This is a genomic window from Kitasatospora sp. NPDC051702, from assembly GCF_040681575.1.
Taxonomy (GTDB): domain Bacteria; phylum Actinomycetota; class Actinomycetes; order Streptomycetales; family Streptomycetaceae; genus Kitasatospora.
Map to the genome: position 1 here is coordinate 50,219 of NZ_JBFAZB010000043.1, position 14,938 is coordinate 65,156.

Annotated in this window: 12 protein-coding genes and 1 pseudogene; 7 read left to right on the top strand and 6 right to left on the bottom strand. The window is 75.8% G+C overall.

Going from position 1 to position 14,938, the window contains the following annotated elements:
* Positions 1-331: 331 nt before the first annotated feature.
* Positions 332-1,105 (bottom strand): aspartate/glutamate racemase family protein, encoded by a 774-nt coding sequence (locus AB0N04_RS29375; protein ID WP_360222301.1) that lies wholly within the window; start codon positions 1,103-1,105, stop codon positions 332-334.
* A gap of 57 nt (positions 1,106-1,162) precedes the next feature.
* Here AB0N04_RS29375 and AB0N04_RS29380 point away from each other — a divergent pair, with 57 nt between their 5' ends.
* Positions 1,163-2,311: a glycosyltransferase gene (locus AB0N04_RS29380; protein ID WP_360222298.1), complete on the top strand. Its 1,149-nt coding sequence runs from the start codon at positions 1,163-1,165 to the stop codon at positions 2,309-2,311.
* A 78-nt stretch (positions 2,312-2,389) separates the two neighbouring features.
* Positions 2,390-3,136 carry a class I SAM-dependent methyltransferase gene (locus tag AB0N04_RS29385; RefSeq protein WP_360222295.1) on the top strand — a complete coding sequence of 249 codons (747 nt, stop codon included), beginning with the start codon at positions 2,390-2,392 and terminating at the stop codon, positions 3,134-3,136.
* Between the two features lie 53 nt (positions 3,137-3,189).
* Here AB0N04_RS29385 and AB0N04_RS29390 read toward each other — a convergent pair.
* The 3 genes and pseudogenes from AB0N04_RS29390 to AB0N04_RS29400 form a co-directional block, all read right to left on the bottom strand.
* Positions 3,190-3,525, bottom strand: a pseudogene (locus AB0N04_RS29390) (alpha/beta hydrolase); the annotation flags it as partial.
* Positions 3,407-4,081 (bottom strand): thiol:disulfide interchange protein DsbA/DsbL, encoded by a 675-nt coding sequence (locus tag AB0N04_RS29395; RefSeq protein ID WP_363365572.1) that lies wholly within the window; start codon positions 4,079-4,081, stop codon positions 3,407-3,409. The gene AB0N04_RS29395 and the pseudogene AB0N04_RS29390, both read right to left, overlap by 119 nt.
* A gap of 223 nt (positions 4,082-4,304) precedes the next feature.
* A complete protein-coding gene (locus AB0N04_RS29400) occupies positions 4,305-5,519 on the bottom strand; it encodes a glycosyltransferase family 4 protein (RefSeq protein ID WP_360222292.1) in 1,215 nt (404 codons plus the stop codon).
* A 378-nt stretch (positions 5,520-5,897) separates the two neighbouring features.
* Between AB0N04_RS29400 and AB0N04_RS29405 the strand changes: the two genes are divergently transcribed.
* The 5 genes from AB0N04_RS29405 (at position 5,898) to AB0N04_RS29425 (ending at position 12,933) form a co-directional block, all read left to right on the top strand.
* Positions 5,898-7,043, top strand: coding sequence for a glycosyltransferase family 4 protein (locus AB0N04_RS29405; RefSeq protein ID WP_360222289.1), 1,146 nt, complete (start codon positions 5,898-5,900; stop codon positions 7,041-7,043).
* A gap of 286 nt (positions 7,044-7,329) precedes the next feature.
* On the top strand, positions 7,330-7,779 hold the full coding sequence (gene mscL, locus AB0N04_RS29410) for a large conductance mechanosensitive channel protein MscL (RefSeq protein ID WP_360222286.1): 450 nt from the start codon (positions 7,330-7,332) through the stop codon (positions 7,777-7,779).
* Between the two features lie 490 nt (positions 7,780-8,269).
* Positions 8,270-9,073 carry a DUF6643 family protein gene (locus tag AB0N04_RS29415; protein ID WP_360222283.1) on the top strand — a complete coding sequence of 268 codons (804 nt, stop codon included), beginning with the start codon at positions 8,270-8,272 and terminating at the stop codon, positions 9,071-9,073.
* Positions 9,074-9,380: 307 nt separating this feature from the next.
* Positions 9,381-10,259, top strand: coding sequence for an MOSC N-terminal beta barrel domain-containing protein (locus AB0N04_RS29420; RefSeq protein WP_360222280.1), 879 nt, complete (start codon positions 9,381-9,383; stop codon positions 10,257-10,259).
* Between the two features lie 259 nt (positions 10,260-10,518).
* Complete coding sequence (locus AB0N04_RS29425) at positions 10,519-12,933, top strand: right-handed parallel beta-helix repeat-containing protein (protein ID WP_360222277.1); 2,415 nt, start codon at positions 10,519-10,521, stop codon at positions 12,931-12,933.
* Positions 12,934-13,007: 74 nt separating this feature from the next.
* On the opposite strand, the gene AB0N04_RS29430 is transcribed toward AB0N04_RS29425, so the two are convergent.
* Entirely contained in the window at positions 13,008-13,580 is a 573-nt protein-coding gene (locus tag AB0N04_RS29430; protein ID WP_360222274.1) for a TetR/AcrR family transcriptional regulator, read from the bottom strand.
* A 188-nt stretch (positions 13,581-13,768) separates the two neighbouring features.
* Entirely contained in the window at positions 13,769-14,926 is a 1,158-nt protein-coding gene (locus tag AB0N04_RS29435) for a PLP-dependent cysteine synthase family protein (protein ID WP_360222271.1), read from the bottom strand.
* Between the last annotated feature and the right edge of the window lie 12 nt (positions 14,927-14,938).

The window sequence follows — 14,938 nt, forward strand, 5'->3', positions numbered from 1 at the left end:
AACCCCTCGGCCCGCAGGGCCCCGGGGAGTCGTGTGGCGGGATCGGCTCGCGGCGCAGGAAGTCGGGCCGCCGACTTCCCGTGACGGGAGCCTGCGGTGGGGGCAGCCTGCGTCGGCTACGGGTGGGGGGGGAGCACAGAGGGCGCCTTTCGCCCGAGGCGTCACGTCCCGCGTATGAAGTCGGCCCGGACGACCTCCGGAGACGGAGCCTCGCGCTGCGGCCGGCTTTCTGAGGTGGGACACGTCCCGCGGGCCGCCGGGGCTCAGGCGAGGTGCCGGAGAGCGGGGGCCAAGATTTGTCCCCTGCGGGGCCGGGGCCGCGCGGGGCGGGTCAGGCGGGGAGGGGGTTGGGGAGGGCGCGGCCCTGGGGGTAGAGGGCGGCGGCGGCCGGGAGGGTGGCCGGGGCGCCGGCGTGGAGCACGGTGAGGGTGCCGGAGCCGGTGCGGGTGGGGTCGGCGACGCGCCGCAGGGCCTGGGCGGCGACGGCCTCGGCGGAGCCGTGCAGGACGAGCGCCGGGGAGGCGGTCGGGGCGACGGCTGCGCGGATGCGGTCGGCGACGAGTTCGTAGTGGGTGCAGCCGAGGACCAGCGCGGCGGTGCCCTCGGGCGTCCGGGCCGCGGCGTGGGCGATGGCGGCGGTGATGGCCTCCTCGTCGCCGTGCTCGACGGCGTCGGCGAGCCCGGGGCAGGCGACCTCGGTGACCTCGGCCGTGCCGCCGAAGTCCCGGATCAGGCCGCGCTGGTAGGCGCTGCCGGTGGTGGACGGGGTGGCCCAGATGGCGACCGGGCCGCCGAGCGCGGCGGCCGGCTTGATCGCGGGGACCGTCCCGATGACGGGCAGTGCGGGTTCGAGCTCGGCCCGCAGGGTGGCGAGCGCGTGCACGGAGGCGGTGTTGCAGGCGATGATCAGCACGTCCGGCTCCAGCGCGGCCGCCGCCAGGGCGCAGCCGCGGGCGAGGTCCGTGATCTCCTCGGGGGTGTGCGGCCCCCAGGGCATCGACGCCGGGTCGGAGGAGAGCACCAGATCCGCGTCCGGGCGCAGCTTCCGAAGGGCGGCGGCGGCGGCCAGCAGGCCGATTCCGGAGTCCATCAGTGCGATCTTCACGGGGCAAGACTCTAGTCGATCCGCCCGTCCGGGCCGGTTCTGCGGCAGACTGCCGGGGTGACCGTCCTGCTGTGGATCGCCGCGTCCTCCCTGCTGGTCTGGCTCTGGCTGGCGTGCTGCCACGGGTCGTTCTGGCGCACCGACGTGCGGCTGCCGCCGCGTCGTCCGCCGGTGCGATGGCCGGAGGCGGTGGTCGTGGTGCCGGCCCGGGACGAGGCGCAGGTGCTGCCGGTGAGCCTGCCGACGCTGTTGGCGCAGAAGTACCCCGGGCGAGCGCGGGTGATCCTGGTGGACGACCACAGTTCGGACGGCACCGGCGCGCTGGCGGCGGAGCTGCGGACGCTGGACGGACTGGACCTGACCGTGACGACGCCGCCCCCGCTGCCCCCGGACTGGACGGGCAAGCTGTGGGCGCTGCGGCACGGGGTGGAGCTGGCCGGTCCGGACGTGGAGTACCTGTTGCTGACGGACGCCGACATCGCGCACGGCCCGGAGTCGCTGGCGGAGCTGGTGGCGGCGGCGGAGTCCAACGGGCTGGACCTGGTGTCGCAGATGGCGCGCCTGCGGGTGGAGACCGGCTGGGAGCGGCTGATCGTGCCGGCCTTCGTCTACTTCTTCGCCCAGCTGTACCCGTTCCGCCGGAGCAACCGCCCGGGTGGCCGGACGGCCGCCGCGGCGGGCGGCTGTTCGCTGGTGCGGCGGGAGGCGCTGGAGCGGGCGGGCGGGGTGGCCGCGATCCGCGGGGCGGTGATCGACGACGTTTCGCTGGCCCGCGCGGTGAAGTCCTCCGGCGGGCGGACCTGGCTGGGGCTGGCCGACGAGGTGGACAGCGTCCGCCCGTACCCGCGGCTGGAGCAGCTGTGGCGGATGGTGTCGCGCAGTGCTTACGCCCAGTTGCGGCACTCGCCGTTGCTGCTGGCCGGGACGGTGCTGGGGCTGGGGCTGGTGTACCTGGTGCCACCGCTGGCGACGGTGGCCGGGCTGGTGGCGGGGGTGCCGGCGGTGGCGGTGGCGGGCGGGGCGGCCTGGGCGCTGATGGCGGGGACGTACCTGCCGATGGTCCGCTACTACCGGCAGCCGGCGGCGGCCGTGCTGCTGCTGCCGTTCACGGCCGCGCTCTACCTGCTGATGACGGTGGACTCGGCGGTGCAGCACTGGCGGGGCCGGGGCGCGGCGTGGAAGGGCCGGACGTACTCGCAGGCCTGAGCCCCGCCGGCGGTTCCCCGTCGGCCGGACCCGGCGCAAAGCCGGGCGCCGCGGGCCGGTCCGCTCCATACTGCTCGGATGGACCGTCAGACGATCTCGCGCCTCGCCCACGCCCACCACCCGATCGCCGCGCCGATCGCCGACGAGTCGGTGGCCCGGCTGCTGGACCGGGCGACCGCGCGGACGGAGGCCGGCCGCGCGCTGGACCTCGGCTGCGGCGAGGGCGCGTGGCTGGTCCGCGCGCTGGCGGCGCGCCCGGGCTGGCGGGCGGTGGGAGTGGACCTCGACCCGGCCGCGCTGACCCGGGCCCGCGAGACGGCGACCGCGCTCGGCGTGGTGCGCCGGCTCGGCCTGCACCACCTGGACGCCCGGGAGTTCACCGCCGTCGAGCCCTTCGACCTGGTGCTGTGCGTCGGCTCCACGCACGCCTTCGGCGGGTTGTCGCCGACCCTGGCGGCGGCCCGCGATCACCTGGCCCCGGGCGGCCTGGTCATGGTCGGCGAGGCGTTCTGGGAGCGCGAGCCGTCCCGGGCGGTGCTGGACGGGCTGGGTGCCGAGCGGGACGACTACGCGGACCTGGCGGCCACCACGGACCGGGTGCTGGCGGACGGCTGGACGCCGGTGTCCGGGTACGTGAGCAGCCCGCAGGAGTGGGACGACTACGAGTTCGCCTGGACGGGTTCGCTGGCCGAGTGGGTGCTGGACCACCCGGAGCACCCGGACGCGCCGGCCGCCCGGGAGGCCGTGGACCGGCACCGCCGGGAGTGGCTGCACGGCTACCGGGGGACGCTGGGCTTCGTCACCTACCTGCTGCGCCGGAACTGAACGGCCGGCCGGCCGGAACGGCCCGTACTGGCCGAACGCCCGCCCGGACGTGCCTACTTCTGCGTGCGGGCCAGGAAGTCGTCGATCAGCGGCGCGATTTCGGGCAGCTTCTCCTCGAGGGCGAAGTGCCCGGTGTCGAGGACGTGGAGTTCGGCCGCGGGCAGGTCGCGCAGGTAGGCGCGGGCGCCGGCCTCGGTGAAGAAGGGGTCGTTGCGGCCCCAGAGCACCAGCGAATCCACCGATCCCGCGTCACCACCGCCTCGTCCACGGTCAGTTGTGCTGGAGCTGCTCCTGCTGCACCAGGTAGTCCAGCACCTCGGGCATCGCGTCGACGCCACCGGCCTTGCTCGGCGAGGTCCGGTACTCGCCCTGGACGACCACCGTCGGCAGCTCGTTGATCCCGTAGCGGATGAACTGGGCCGCGGCGTCGTCCACCGCGCGCCTGACCTCCGGCGAGCGGTACGCCGTGCGGAAGACCTCGGCGTCGACGCCGTGGCGCACCGCCCAGTCGGTGGCGGTGACCTCGGAGGTGAGGTCGGCCTTGTCGGTGTGCACCGAACGGAAGGCGGCGACCTGCAGGCGCTCGACCAGGCCCAGGCGCTCCAGCGTGTAGTAGAGCCGGGCGTGGCCGCGCTGCACGGCCTCCTCCGGACTGCCCGGCCAGATCGCCGGCACCCGGCGCAGGTCGACGTCCGCGCGGTGCTTCTCGGCCCAGGCCTGAAGGGGCTGTTCGAGCTGCTGGGAGTGGCCGCAGTCGTACCAGAAGAACTCGACCGCCTCGGCGCGGGCGCTCTCGCGCACCGGCTGCGGATGGTCGAGCCTCACGAACTGGGCCCCCTCGGAGGGGGGTTGGTGGGACGCCGCGCCGGCCTGGACGGGGAATGCGGCGATCCCCGCGGCGACGGCGAGCAGGACGGCGGACCGCAGCAGCGACTTCGAGTTCACACCGGGCAGTGTGCCGGTGACGGTTCGTTACCGTCGAGTCGGCCCCGGGCCGGCGGCCCGGATTCGCCCGAACGGCGCAGCCCCCACCGCCCGACCGGCGGGAACCGGGCCCGGTCGACGGGAACCGGGCCCGGCCGAGGGGAACCGCCCCGGCCGCCGCCGCCCGCGGAGGGCCGTCCGCCGCCGTCCGCCACCGACCGCCGGGGCCGCCCCGCCGGCACCGTCAGGAGCCCGGCCCCGATCCCGCCCACACCTCGGCCACGAGCCGCTGCCAGTCGTCCACCACCGCGCCCAGCTCGAAGTTCTCCAGTGCGTGCGCCCGGGCGGCCGCGCCAAGGCCAGCCCGGTTGCAGGCCAGCACCTTGGCCAGCGCCTCGGCGAGGGCCAGCGGGTCACCGGGCGCCACCAGCGCGCCGGTGGCGCCGTCCCGGACCACCTCGCGCACCCAGCCGACGTCGGTGGCCACCGCCGGCACGCCGGCCAGCGCCGCCTCGATCAGCGCGCCCGGCACCCCCTCGCTGTCGCTGGTGAGCAGCAGCGCGTCGGCGGCCCGGTAGAGCGGGGCCGGGTCGGGCAGGGCGCCGAGGAAGTGTGCGCGGGCGGCCGCCGGGTGGCGGGCCAGCGCCTCGCGCAGCGGGCCGTCCCCGGCCACGGCCATCCGCACGTCCGGCAGGCGGTCCAGGACGTCGAGGGCGAGGTCGAGCCGCTTCTCGGGGGCGATCGCCCCGATCCAGGCGACCAGCAGGACGTCCGCGGGCAGGCCGAGCTCGTGCCGGGCCGCACGTCTGTCGTCCCGGCCGCCGGCCGGCGGATAGCTCTCCGCGGCACGGGAGTTGGCGATCACCCGGACCTTGCCCTCGGGCAGCTGGAACTGCTCCTCCAGGACGATCCGGGCCTCGTCGGTGAGGGTGGTGACGGCGGCCGCCCGGTGCATCAGCGCACCCCCGCGCACCCGGCGCAGCCGCGTCGCGGTCCAGTAGCGGGGGTGGCCGACGGAGACGTAGACGTAGGGCGTCCGGGTGCCGGCCAGGGCGAGGGCGCAGGCGGCCAGGGTGTCCGAGCCGTGCGCGAGGACCACGTCGGCGGCGCGGGCGGCGGCGCGCAGCGAGCGCAGGGTGCCGGGCCGCAGGCGCCCGGCGCCGAGGACCGCGGCGTTGGCCGCGCCCGGGAGCCCGGCGCAGGCGCCGGGGAGGATGTCCGGCTCGTCCTCGCCGCCGTCCTCGGCGCGGGGCCCGGGCAGCGCGGGCGCCGCGAACCGCGCGGGCGGCGCGGCGGGCTGCGGGGCGAGGGCGCACAGGGCGGAGGCCTGGCCCCGGCGGCGCAGTTCCCGGTGGAGGTCACGGGCGAGGTTCTGGGCGCCGCCGCGGCGTGGATCACTGATCAGGTGCAGGACACGGGGACGGGCTCCGGCCGGATCGGCCGACGTATGGTCGGGCATGGACCGACCTTGGCACAGCGCCCCGCGCGGTACAGCCCCTTCGCGCAACCTGGTGGTGGCCCGTGCGCCCGCGCGAATACACCTGTCGTGCGCGGGTCGGCCGCGGCCGTGCGCCGGTTGCGACCGCTGTGCGCCCCGTGACACGCACCACCCCCGAGCCGTCGGTCGCGTCCGGTCCCCGGCACCACCCCGGCACCACCCCGGCCGACCCCGCGGCGTAACCCGGCCACCCCCCAACCTTCGCCCGCACGACGGGAGTTCGCCACCCGGGCGGGCCAAATCGCTGGCGGGCCGGTCGGTCACCTGCGATGCTGATCGCCAGTCAGGGGGCGTCCGGCACGGGAGAACGGGCGCGCCCGCAGCGGGCGGGGGTGGCCGGTGCAGGTACTCGTGTTGCTCGACAGCGTCAACCGGACCGGCGGGGCCGAGCGCGCCCTGGTCGAGATGGCGCCCCACCTGGTGCGCGCCGGCGTCACCCTGGACGTCGCCCATCTGCACGACTCCCCCGGCGGCTGGCAGCCGGAGCTGACGGCGGCGGGCGCCACCGTGTTCGCCGTCGGCCGGCTCAGCCGCGCCGGGACGGCCGCGGCGCTGCGCCGCCTGGTCCGCGAACGCCGGCCCGACCTCCTCCACACCACCCGCCACACCACGGACGTGCTCGGCCGGGCCACCGCGCTGGCCACCCGCACCCCCGTGGTCTCCAGCCTGCTCGACCCGGCGTACGGGCCCGCGCAGCTCAGCACGCACGACGGCGGCCCCTGGCGGACCCGCGCCGGACGGGCCCTCGACACGGCCACCGCCCGGGGCCCCCGCCGCTTCCACGCGCTCACCCGGCACGTCGCCACCACCATGGCGCGGCGGCTGCGGGTGCCCCGGCGGCGCATCGACGTGGTGCCGCGCGGCCTCGACCCGAACCTGTTGGGCACCGCCACCCCCGAGCGGCGGGCCGCCGTCCGCGCCGCGCTGGAACTCGCCCCGGACGCACCGGTGGTGCTCGCCGCCGGGTGCCAGCAGTACCGCAAGGGCCTGGACGTCCTGCTGGCGGCCTGGCCGGCGGTCCGGCGCGAGCAACCGGAGGCCGTGCTGCTGCTGGCGGGGGCGGCCGGCCCGGAGAGCGGACGGCTGCGGACGCTCGCCGAGGCGGCCGGGAACGTCCGTCTGCTCGGGCCGCGCGAGGACGTCGCCGACCTGATGGCCGCCGCCGACGCCGTCGCCGTGCCGTCCCGCTGGGCGGGCCAGGGCGGCACGGCGATCGAGGCGATGGGCATCGGGGTGCCGCTGGTCTGCACGGACGTCCCGGCACTGCGCGAGACGGTCGGCTCGGAGGACTACGCGCGGCTGGTGCCGCCGGAGCAACCCGCCGTTCTGGCGGCCGCGCTCACGGACACCCTGGACGACCGGGCTGCGGCGCGGCAGCGGGCGAAGGCGGCGCGGGCGCGGTTCCTGACGTCCTTCACTCTGCCTCAGGTGTCGGCGCAGATGGTCGAGTTCTACGAGCGGGCCCTGCGGGTGCGGCCGGTCTGAGCCGGGGCGCGGGCGCACGCAACCGAGCCGTACGCGGAGCGGGGCCGCCAACGGCCCGCACGCGCAGCGGGCAACGCGACCGACCCGCACGCGCAGCAGGCACGCGATCGGCCCGTACGCGGAGCGACCCCGCGAGGCCCGGGGACGCCCCGCGCGGCGCCGGGCCGGTTACGCGGTTCGGGTGAACGCGGTTGGACCTCGACCCGGCCAGGTCGGCAGGATGTCCGGCCGGGGCCCGGCGCGCCGCCCCATCTCCCCCTGCCCCCTTCGGATTTGGAGTCACCCGGTGTTCAAGGGATTCCGCAGCTTCCTGCTGCGCGGAAACGTGGTGGACCTCGCGGTCGGCATCGTGATCGGCGCGGCCTTCACCGCCGTGGTCACCGGCTTCGTCACCGCCTTCCTCACCCCGCTCATCGGGGTCGCGACCGGGGCCGTCGGCGACTTCACCCAGAAGACCTTCGAGGTGGCCGGCACCCGCTTCCCGTACGGGGTCTTCGTCAACGCGCTGATCGGGTTCGTGCTGGTCGCCGCGGTGATCTACTTCGCCGTGGTGGTGCCGGTCGGCAAGCTGCAGGCGCGGTTCGAATCGGCCAAGCCGGCGCCGGCCGCGAAGGTGGACTGCCCGGAGTGCCTGAGCTCGATCCCGGCCGCGGCCAGCCGCTGCTCCTTCTGCACCTCGGAGGTGTCCGGCCGGCCGGGTCTCCCGGCGCAGACGCAGGCGCTGCAGTCGAGCTGAGTGCGACTCCGGTCGCGCCGGCCCCGTCCGGTCCGACGCCCGCGCCGGCCTCTGGCTCCCGACCGCGGGGCCGCCGGGCCGCCGGGCCGCCCACAGGTGGCGGACCGGGCGGGGCGGGGCTGACCACGGCTTTTATAACGGCTGGGCACCGGTTCAGTAGCGTTTGACAGGGACCTTATCCCCGAAACATTCACGAGCCTCCGCCGACCGTCGGCGGGGGCTCGAATGCGCCCGCGCACGCCCTGTCGCCAAAAGCTTCTCCGGCGGGCCAGGAAGCGGCCACCGCCCAGTCACCGCAAGGCTTCCCGGCTCCTCCGTGCGGTCGCCGTTCGATCACCGACGGCGCGCGAAGGTTGTCCGGAACTGAACGCCGGTATGTCCGTTCTTCCTACTTTCGAAACCTTTGTGCGAGCGAAGACTGTGTAAACACTCGAACTGCTCCCCCTCCCGCTCTCCTCAGCAGGCGCATTGTGGGCTTACCGTATGCCCCATGACCTCGCCCCGCTCCTACGACGGAGTCGGCTACCCCTCTCCGTCCTTCTCCTCCGGCACGCCGATTTACGACAGCCTCGTGGCTGAGCGCGGCGTCCCCCAGATCGCGCCCATCAACGTGCCGGCAGCCCTGCCGCCGGCGCTGTCGTCCGGTTACGGAGCGGGCCTCGCCCCCTCCTACGAGAACCGGTACGGCAACGGGTACGAGAGTGCCGGCAGCAACCTCCCCGCGCTGCCGCCCGCCCGCCTCGCCCTGGGCCCCGGCCCGAGCAGCGGCCCCTCCGCCGGCCCCGCCACGGCGTACATCCCCGCGCAGCCCGCGCCGGCGTACGCCTCCGCGCCGCAGCCGCCCGTCCCCGGTTACGGCGCCCCCCAGCCGTACCAGCGACCGCAGCCCGCCGCGCCGTCCTTCGCCCAGACCGCCAGCGGCGGCTACCAGCCGACCGGCGGCCAGAGCTTCGGCGGCCAGAACACCTTCATCGGTGGCCAGGGCGGCCAGCAGTCCTTCGGCGCGCAGCCGATCGGCGGCCCGGGCGCGTTCGGGCCCGGCCACCCCGGCGGCCAGCCGCAGGGCGGTCCGCAGAGCTTCGGCGGGCAGCAGTCCTTCACCGGCCCGAACCCGGCCGGCCCCGGCTTCCCGGGTCAGGGCGGCGACCAGGGCTTCGGCGGCGGCCAGCTGCGCCCGGCCATGGCGCCGGTCGCACCCGTCCGCCCGGTGCAGCCGCAGCGGCCGGGCCCCTACGGCGACCCCGGCCAGGGCCAGTTCCAGCCCGGCGGCTACCAGCAGGGCCAGGGCTACTGAGCCACTGACACCCCGGGGCCGTCCCCACCCGGCCCCCACCCGCACCATCTGAGCACCACCCGGCGCGATCCCGCGCCGGGCCCACGGAGAACGGGTCATCCACGGACCGCCCAGAACGCCCCCACGGCGTCCCGGGCGGTCCGTGCGCGTACGGGCCCGGAACCGTCCGACCGCCCCTCGCCGGCACCGTCACGGCACGACGGGCCCGGGCCCCGCCCGGAGCAGCTGGGCAGCCACGCCGGGCGGCCGCGCTCCCGGCACCCAGGGCGCCCGGAGGATCCCCGCGACCGGCTGGCAGGATGGGGGGATGCAGCTCACCGGACTCCACGTCTACCCCGTCAAGTCCATGTACCGCCTGAGCCCGGCCACCGCCCAGGTCGAACCCTGGGGCCTGGCCGGAGACCGCCGTTGGATGCTCGCCGACGCCACCGGACGGTTCGTCAGCCAGCGCGAGAACACCGCACTCGGCCAGATGCGGGCCGACCTGCTCCCCGACGGCGCGCTCGCCCTCACCGCCCCCGACGGCTCCCGGACCGAGGTCCCCGCCCCCGCCGTCGCGGCCGGCGACCCGCTCGCCGAGGTCGAGGTGTGGGGCACCCGCTTCCACGCCGCCGAGGCCGCCAAGGACGCGCACCGGTGGATCGCCGAACACCTCGGCGACTACCGCCTGGTGCACCTGGACGACCCCCGCTCGCGGCCCGTCGACCCCGACTACTCCGAGCCCGGCACCACCGTCTCGATGGCCGACGGCTTCCCGCTGCTGCTCACCACCACCGCCTCGCTGGACCGCCTCAACGCGCTGATCGCTGCCGAGCACCCCGACGGCCACGAGAACCTGCCGATGGAACGCTTCCGCCCCAACGTCGTGATCGGCGACGCCGAACCCTGGGCGGAGGACGGCTGGCGCCGGATCCGGATCGGCGACCTGACCTTCCGGGTGGTCAAGCCGTGCGGCCGCTGCGTCATCACCACCACCGACCAGGAGAGCGGGGAGCGGCGCGGCCCCGAACCGCTGCGCACCCTGGCCCGGCACCACCGGCTGCTGAGGTCCGCCGCGTTCGGGCAGAACCTGATCCCCGAGCGGCCGGCCGGCGTGACCGGCGACGTGCTCGGCACGCTGCGCGTCGGCGACGACGTCGAGGTGCTGGAGGACGGGGCGCACTGGCCGGCCGACGCGCGGGGGTGACCGGCTGACGGCTCCCACCGCGCCCCGGGCTCCGGCCGCCGCCGTGATCGGCTCCGGCGCCGGCTCCGGAACCCCGGCTGTGCGCGCTCGTTGAAACATGTGGTCGGAACGTGTGGCAACGGCGCGCACCCCCGGTGCCCCCGCCTCCACGGGCGGCCGGACCACCCGGACGGGCGCGCTACGGTGGGCGGACGGCCCGCGCACCCCGTGCCCGGCCCGTGGCACGCCGGCTCGACGAAGGTGGGGACGACAGACCGTCATGGCAGAGCACAGGGTCCGGGTCACCCAGGACAGCGCATCCCGCTGGCGTCGCCGCGCGGGCGAGTACGACACGCTCACCGAGGCCCTGGCGGCCGCCGAACCCGGCGACACCGTGACCGTCCGGCCGGGCACGTTCCGGGAGAACCTGCTGCTCGACAAGGCGGTGACGATCGTCCCGGCCCAGGGCCCGGGCACCGTGCGGATCGACCCGCCCTCCGGGGTGGCGCTGACCGTCACCGCCGCCGCCACCGTCCGCGACCTCGTCGTCGAGGGCGGTGACGGCTCCACCCCCGCCGTCCTGGTCACCGGGCCGCAGGCCGCGCCCGCGTTCTCCGGCTGCCGGATCGAGACCCGATCGGCCACCGGCCTCGAGGTCGCCGACGGCGCCCGGCCCACGCTGCGCGGCTGCGTCGTCACCAACCCCGCCGGCCTCGGCCTGCGGCTGCGCGGCGCCGGCACCGCCGCCGCCTTCGAGGACTGCGAGGTCGCCGCCGCCGGCCAGGCCGGACTCGCCGTCCTCGGCGGTGCCACCGCGGCCCTCGAACGCTGCAAGGTCCACCACGCCTCCGGCGCCGGCGTCCTGCTCTCCGACCCGGGCAGCGCCGCCGAACTGACGGGCTGCGAGATCTACGAGATCCGCGGCAGCGGGGTCCAGGCCGACGCGCAGGCCGGCGGCCGGCTCGTCGACTGCGAGATCCACCGGGTCACCGGGAACGGCCTGACCCTGGACGGCGAGGCCGAACTCGTCCTCACCGGCTGCCGGGTGCACGACCTGCCGGAGAACGGCGCCGACCTGCGCGGCCGTTCGCGCCTCACCCTCGCCCACACCACCGTCCGCGACTTCGGACGCGGAGCGCTCTCGGTGTGGGACCAGGGCACCGAGGCCGTCGCCGAGTCCTGCCAGATCCACGGCTCCAACGGCGAGTACCCGGCCCTGTGGGTCAGCGACGGCGCCCGGCTCACCCTCACCGACTGCTCGCTGCACGACCTCCCGGACGCCCTCTTCGTCCTCGACCGCGACTCCGCCGCCACCGCCGAGGACTGCTCCTTCAGCCGCATCCGCAGCTCCGCGGTCTCGGTCAGCGGCGGCGCGGCCGTGACCCTCACCGGCTGCCGGGTCCAGGAGGCCGGCACCGGCCTGTGGTTCCGTGACCACGGCAGCGGCGGGCTGCTCACCGACTGCGAGATCTCCGACGTCGCCACCGGCGTGATCGTCACCAAGGGCGCCGACCCGGTGCTGCGCGACTGCACCGTCCGGGCCAGCACCGACGCCGGGGTCTACGTCTCGGCGCAGGGACGGGGCACCTTCGAGGACTGCCGGGTCTCGCACGGCAAGGGCTTCGGCTTCCACATCATCGACGGCTGCCGCACCCGGCTCACCCGCTGCCGGGCCGAGCAGAACGAACGGGCCGGCTTCGAGTTCTCCGAACCCGGGCCGGTCGCGGAGGGCTGCACCTCCGACGACGTCGGGCCGGGCCTCGGCGCGGCCGAGGTACCGGCGCCGCGCACCGCCCGGCTCCCCGCGCCCGCGATCCCGTCCGCCGTCGCCGCCGCCGCACCCGCGGTGCCCGCGGCGATCTCCCCGATCCCCGACTGCCGGCCCGCCGACGAGGCGCTCGCCGAACTCGACTCGCTGGTCGGGCTGGCCACCGTCAAGCAGGAGGTGCGCACGCTGATCGACCTCATCTCGGTCGGCAAGCGCCGCCGGCTGGCCGGGCTCAAGGCACCCTCGCTGCGCCGGCACCTCGTCTTCACCGGCGCCCCCGGCACTGGCAAGACCACCGTCGCCCGGCTGTACGGCGAGATCCTGGCCGCGCTCGGGGTCCTCCAGCGCGGGCACCTGGTCGAGGTCGCCCGGGTCGACCTGGTCGGCGAGCACATCGGCTCCACCGCGATCCGCACCGCCGCCGCCTTCGACCGCGCGCGGGGCGGGGTGCTCTTCATCGACGAGGCGTACGCGCTCGCCCCCGAGGACGGCGCGCGGGACTTCGGGCGGGAGGCCATCGACACCCTGGTCAAGCTGATGGAGGACCACCGGGACGAGGTGGTCGTCATCGTGGCCGGTTACACCGCCGAGATGGAGCGCTTCCTCTCCGCCAACCCCGGCGTCTCGTCGCGTTTCTCACGCACCGTCACGTTTCCCGACTACACGGCGGACGAGCTGCTGGACATCGCCCGGGCCCAGTGCGCCGAGCACGAGTACGAGCTCGCCGAGGAGGCCGAGGGCGCACTGCTGGACCACTTCGCCCGGCTGGAGCGCGGGCCCAACTTCGGCAACGGGCGCACCGCCCGGCAGGTCTTCGAGACCATGGTCGAGCGGCACGCCGTCCGGGTGGCCCACCTGACCGACCCGTCGACGGAGGAGCTCCAGCTCCTCGTCCCGGCGGACCTGCCGGGCACCCGGCTGCCCTGAGCGCGGCCGGGTGACGGGGGGCGGGGTGACGGGGGGCCGGCGGCCGGGGTCGGGGCCGGGGCCGGAAGGAGGCCTCAGCCGAGCAGCCGCTCGACCAGGAGGTCCACCCGCGCCCGCTCCAACCCGGGCCGCAGCCGTCCGCCGCGCACCAGCGTCACGAGCCCGTGCAGTGACGCCCAGCCCACCTCGGTGAACACCTCCGGGTCCCGCTCCCCCGCCACCTCGGCGAAGGTGCCCGCGAGCGCGGCGAAGGCCTCCTTCAACGGCTCCGGCGAGTCGGGCCGCCCGAACGGCAGGTCCGTGGCGAGGGTGAACATCGCGTCGTAGAGCGCCGGGTTGGCGAGGCCGAAGGCGAGGTACTCGTGCGCCGCCGCCGCGAAGGCCGCCGCCGGCCCGTCGGCCTCGCGCACCACGGCCCGCAACGCTGCGGCGAGTTCCGCGAACCCCTCCAGCGCGACGGCCGCGACGATCTCCGTCTTGCCCGCGAAGTGGCTGTACAGCACCGGCTGGCTGTACTCGATCCGCTCCGCCAGCCGGCGGGTCGTCACCGCCTCCCAGCCCTCGGCCTCGGCCAGCTCCCGCGCGCTGCTGATGATCAGTTGGTGCCGCTCGGCGCGTTCGCGCTCGCGGCGCTGGTGAATCGACATGGACCGATCCTAGCATCGCTAGGCAACAGAGCGCCGAAAGGCCGCGGTGTCGACCCCCGCCCGGGCGGCGCCGGCACGGCCGGCGGGCGCACGCCGCCCCGCCGGGCCGGGCCGCCGCTCACCGACCGCCCCAACCCGGCCGCCCGGCACGGCACGGCACCTGACGATCCGTCACCGAGCCTGCGGCATCAGCCCGTCCAGGCCCCGCCGGCGAGGAAGGACTCCAGTGCGGCCCGGTACGGCGCGATGTCGATCCGCTCACCCGCCAGCCAGTCGTCCGAGTAGTACTTGTCCAGGTAGCGGTCGCCCGGGTCGCAGATCAGGCCCACCACGCTGCCGCGCCGCCCCGAGGTCCGCATCTCGGCGACGATCTTCAACGCGCTCCACAGGCCCGTCCCGGTGGACGCCCCCGCCTTCTTCCCGAGCACCTGCTCCAGCAGCCGCACGGCGGCGATCGAGGCGGCGTCCGGCACCTTCATCATCCGGTCCACGGCCCCCGGGACGAAGCTCGGCTCCATCCGCGGCCGCCCGATGCCCTCGATCCGCGACCCGCGGTCGCAGACGGCCTCCGGGTCGTGGTGGACCCAGCCCTCGAAGAAGCAGGAGTTCTCCGGGTCCGCGACGCAGATCCGGGTGTCGTACTGCATGTAGTGCACGTACCGGGCGATGGTCGCCGAGGTGCCGCCCGTCCCGGCGGTGGCGACGATCCAGGCCGGCTCCGGGTGCGGCTCCAGGCGCAGCTGGGCGAAGACCGACTCGGCGATGTTGTTGTTGCCGCGCCAGTCGGTGGCCCGCTCGGCGTAGGTGAACTGGTCCATGTAGTGCCCGCCGGTCTCCTCGGCGAGCCGCGCGGACGCCGCGTAGACCTCGTCCGGCCGCTCGACCAGGTGGCACTCGCCCCCGTGGAACTCGATCAGGTCGATCTTGGCCTGACTGGTGCTCTTGGCCATGACGGCGATGAACGGCACCCCGACGAGCTGGGCGAAGTACGCCTCGGAGACGGCGGTGGATCCGCTCGAGGCCTCGATCACCGGCTTCCCGGGGCGGATCCAGCCGTTGCAGAGCCCGTAGAGGAAGAGCGAGCGGGCGAGGCGGTGCTTGAGGGAGCCGGTCGGGTGGGTGGACTCGTCCTTGAGGTAGAGGTCGATCCCCCACTCGGTGGGCAGCGGGAAGCGCAGCAGGTGGGTGTCGGCGGAGCGGTTGGCGTCGGCCTGGACCTTGCGCACCGCCTCCTTGAGCCAGGCGCGGTACTGCGGGTCGGTGCGGTCGATGTCGATCGTCGGCTCGATCGCGCTCGCGCCGCCCTGACTGCGGACGCCGCCGGCGCCGCCGGACTGGCTGCTCATGGTCTCTCTCCA

What these genes read in the sequence shown, in the direction of transcription:
- AB0N04_RS29385 (WP_360222295.1), top strand. Translation starts at nt 2,390, where the DNA reads ATGGACCGTCAGACGATCTCGCGCCTCGCCCACGCCCACCACCCGATC.
- AB0N04_RS29400 (WP_360222292.1), bottom strand. Translation starts at nt 5,519, where the DNA reads ATGCCCGACCATACGTCGGCCGATCCGGCCGGAGCCCGTCCCCGTGTC.
- AB0N04_RS29415 (WP_360222283.1), top strand. Translation starts at nt 8,270, where the DNA reads ATGACCTCGCCCCGCTCCTACGACGGAGTCGGCTACCCCTCTCCGTCC.
- AB0N04_RS29420 (WP_360222280.1), top strand. Translation starts at nt 9,381, where the DNA reads ATGCAGCTCACCGGACTCCACGTCTACCCCGTCAAGTCCATGTACCGC.
- AB0N04_RS29425 (WP_360222277.1), top strand. Translation starts at nt 10,519, where the DNA reads ATGGCAGAGCACAGGGTCCGGGTCACCCAGGACAGCGCATCCCGCTGG.
- AB0N04_RS29430 (WP_360222274.1), bottom strand. Translation starts at nt 13,580, where the DNA reads ATGTCGATTCACCAGCGCCGCGAGCGCGAACGCGCCGAGCGGCACCAA.
- AB0N04_RS29435 (WP_360222271.1), bottom strand. Translation starts at nt 14,926, where the DNA reads ATGAGCAGCCAGTCCGGCGGCGCCGGCGGCGTCCGCAGTCAGGGCGGC.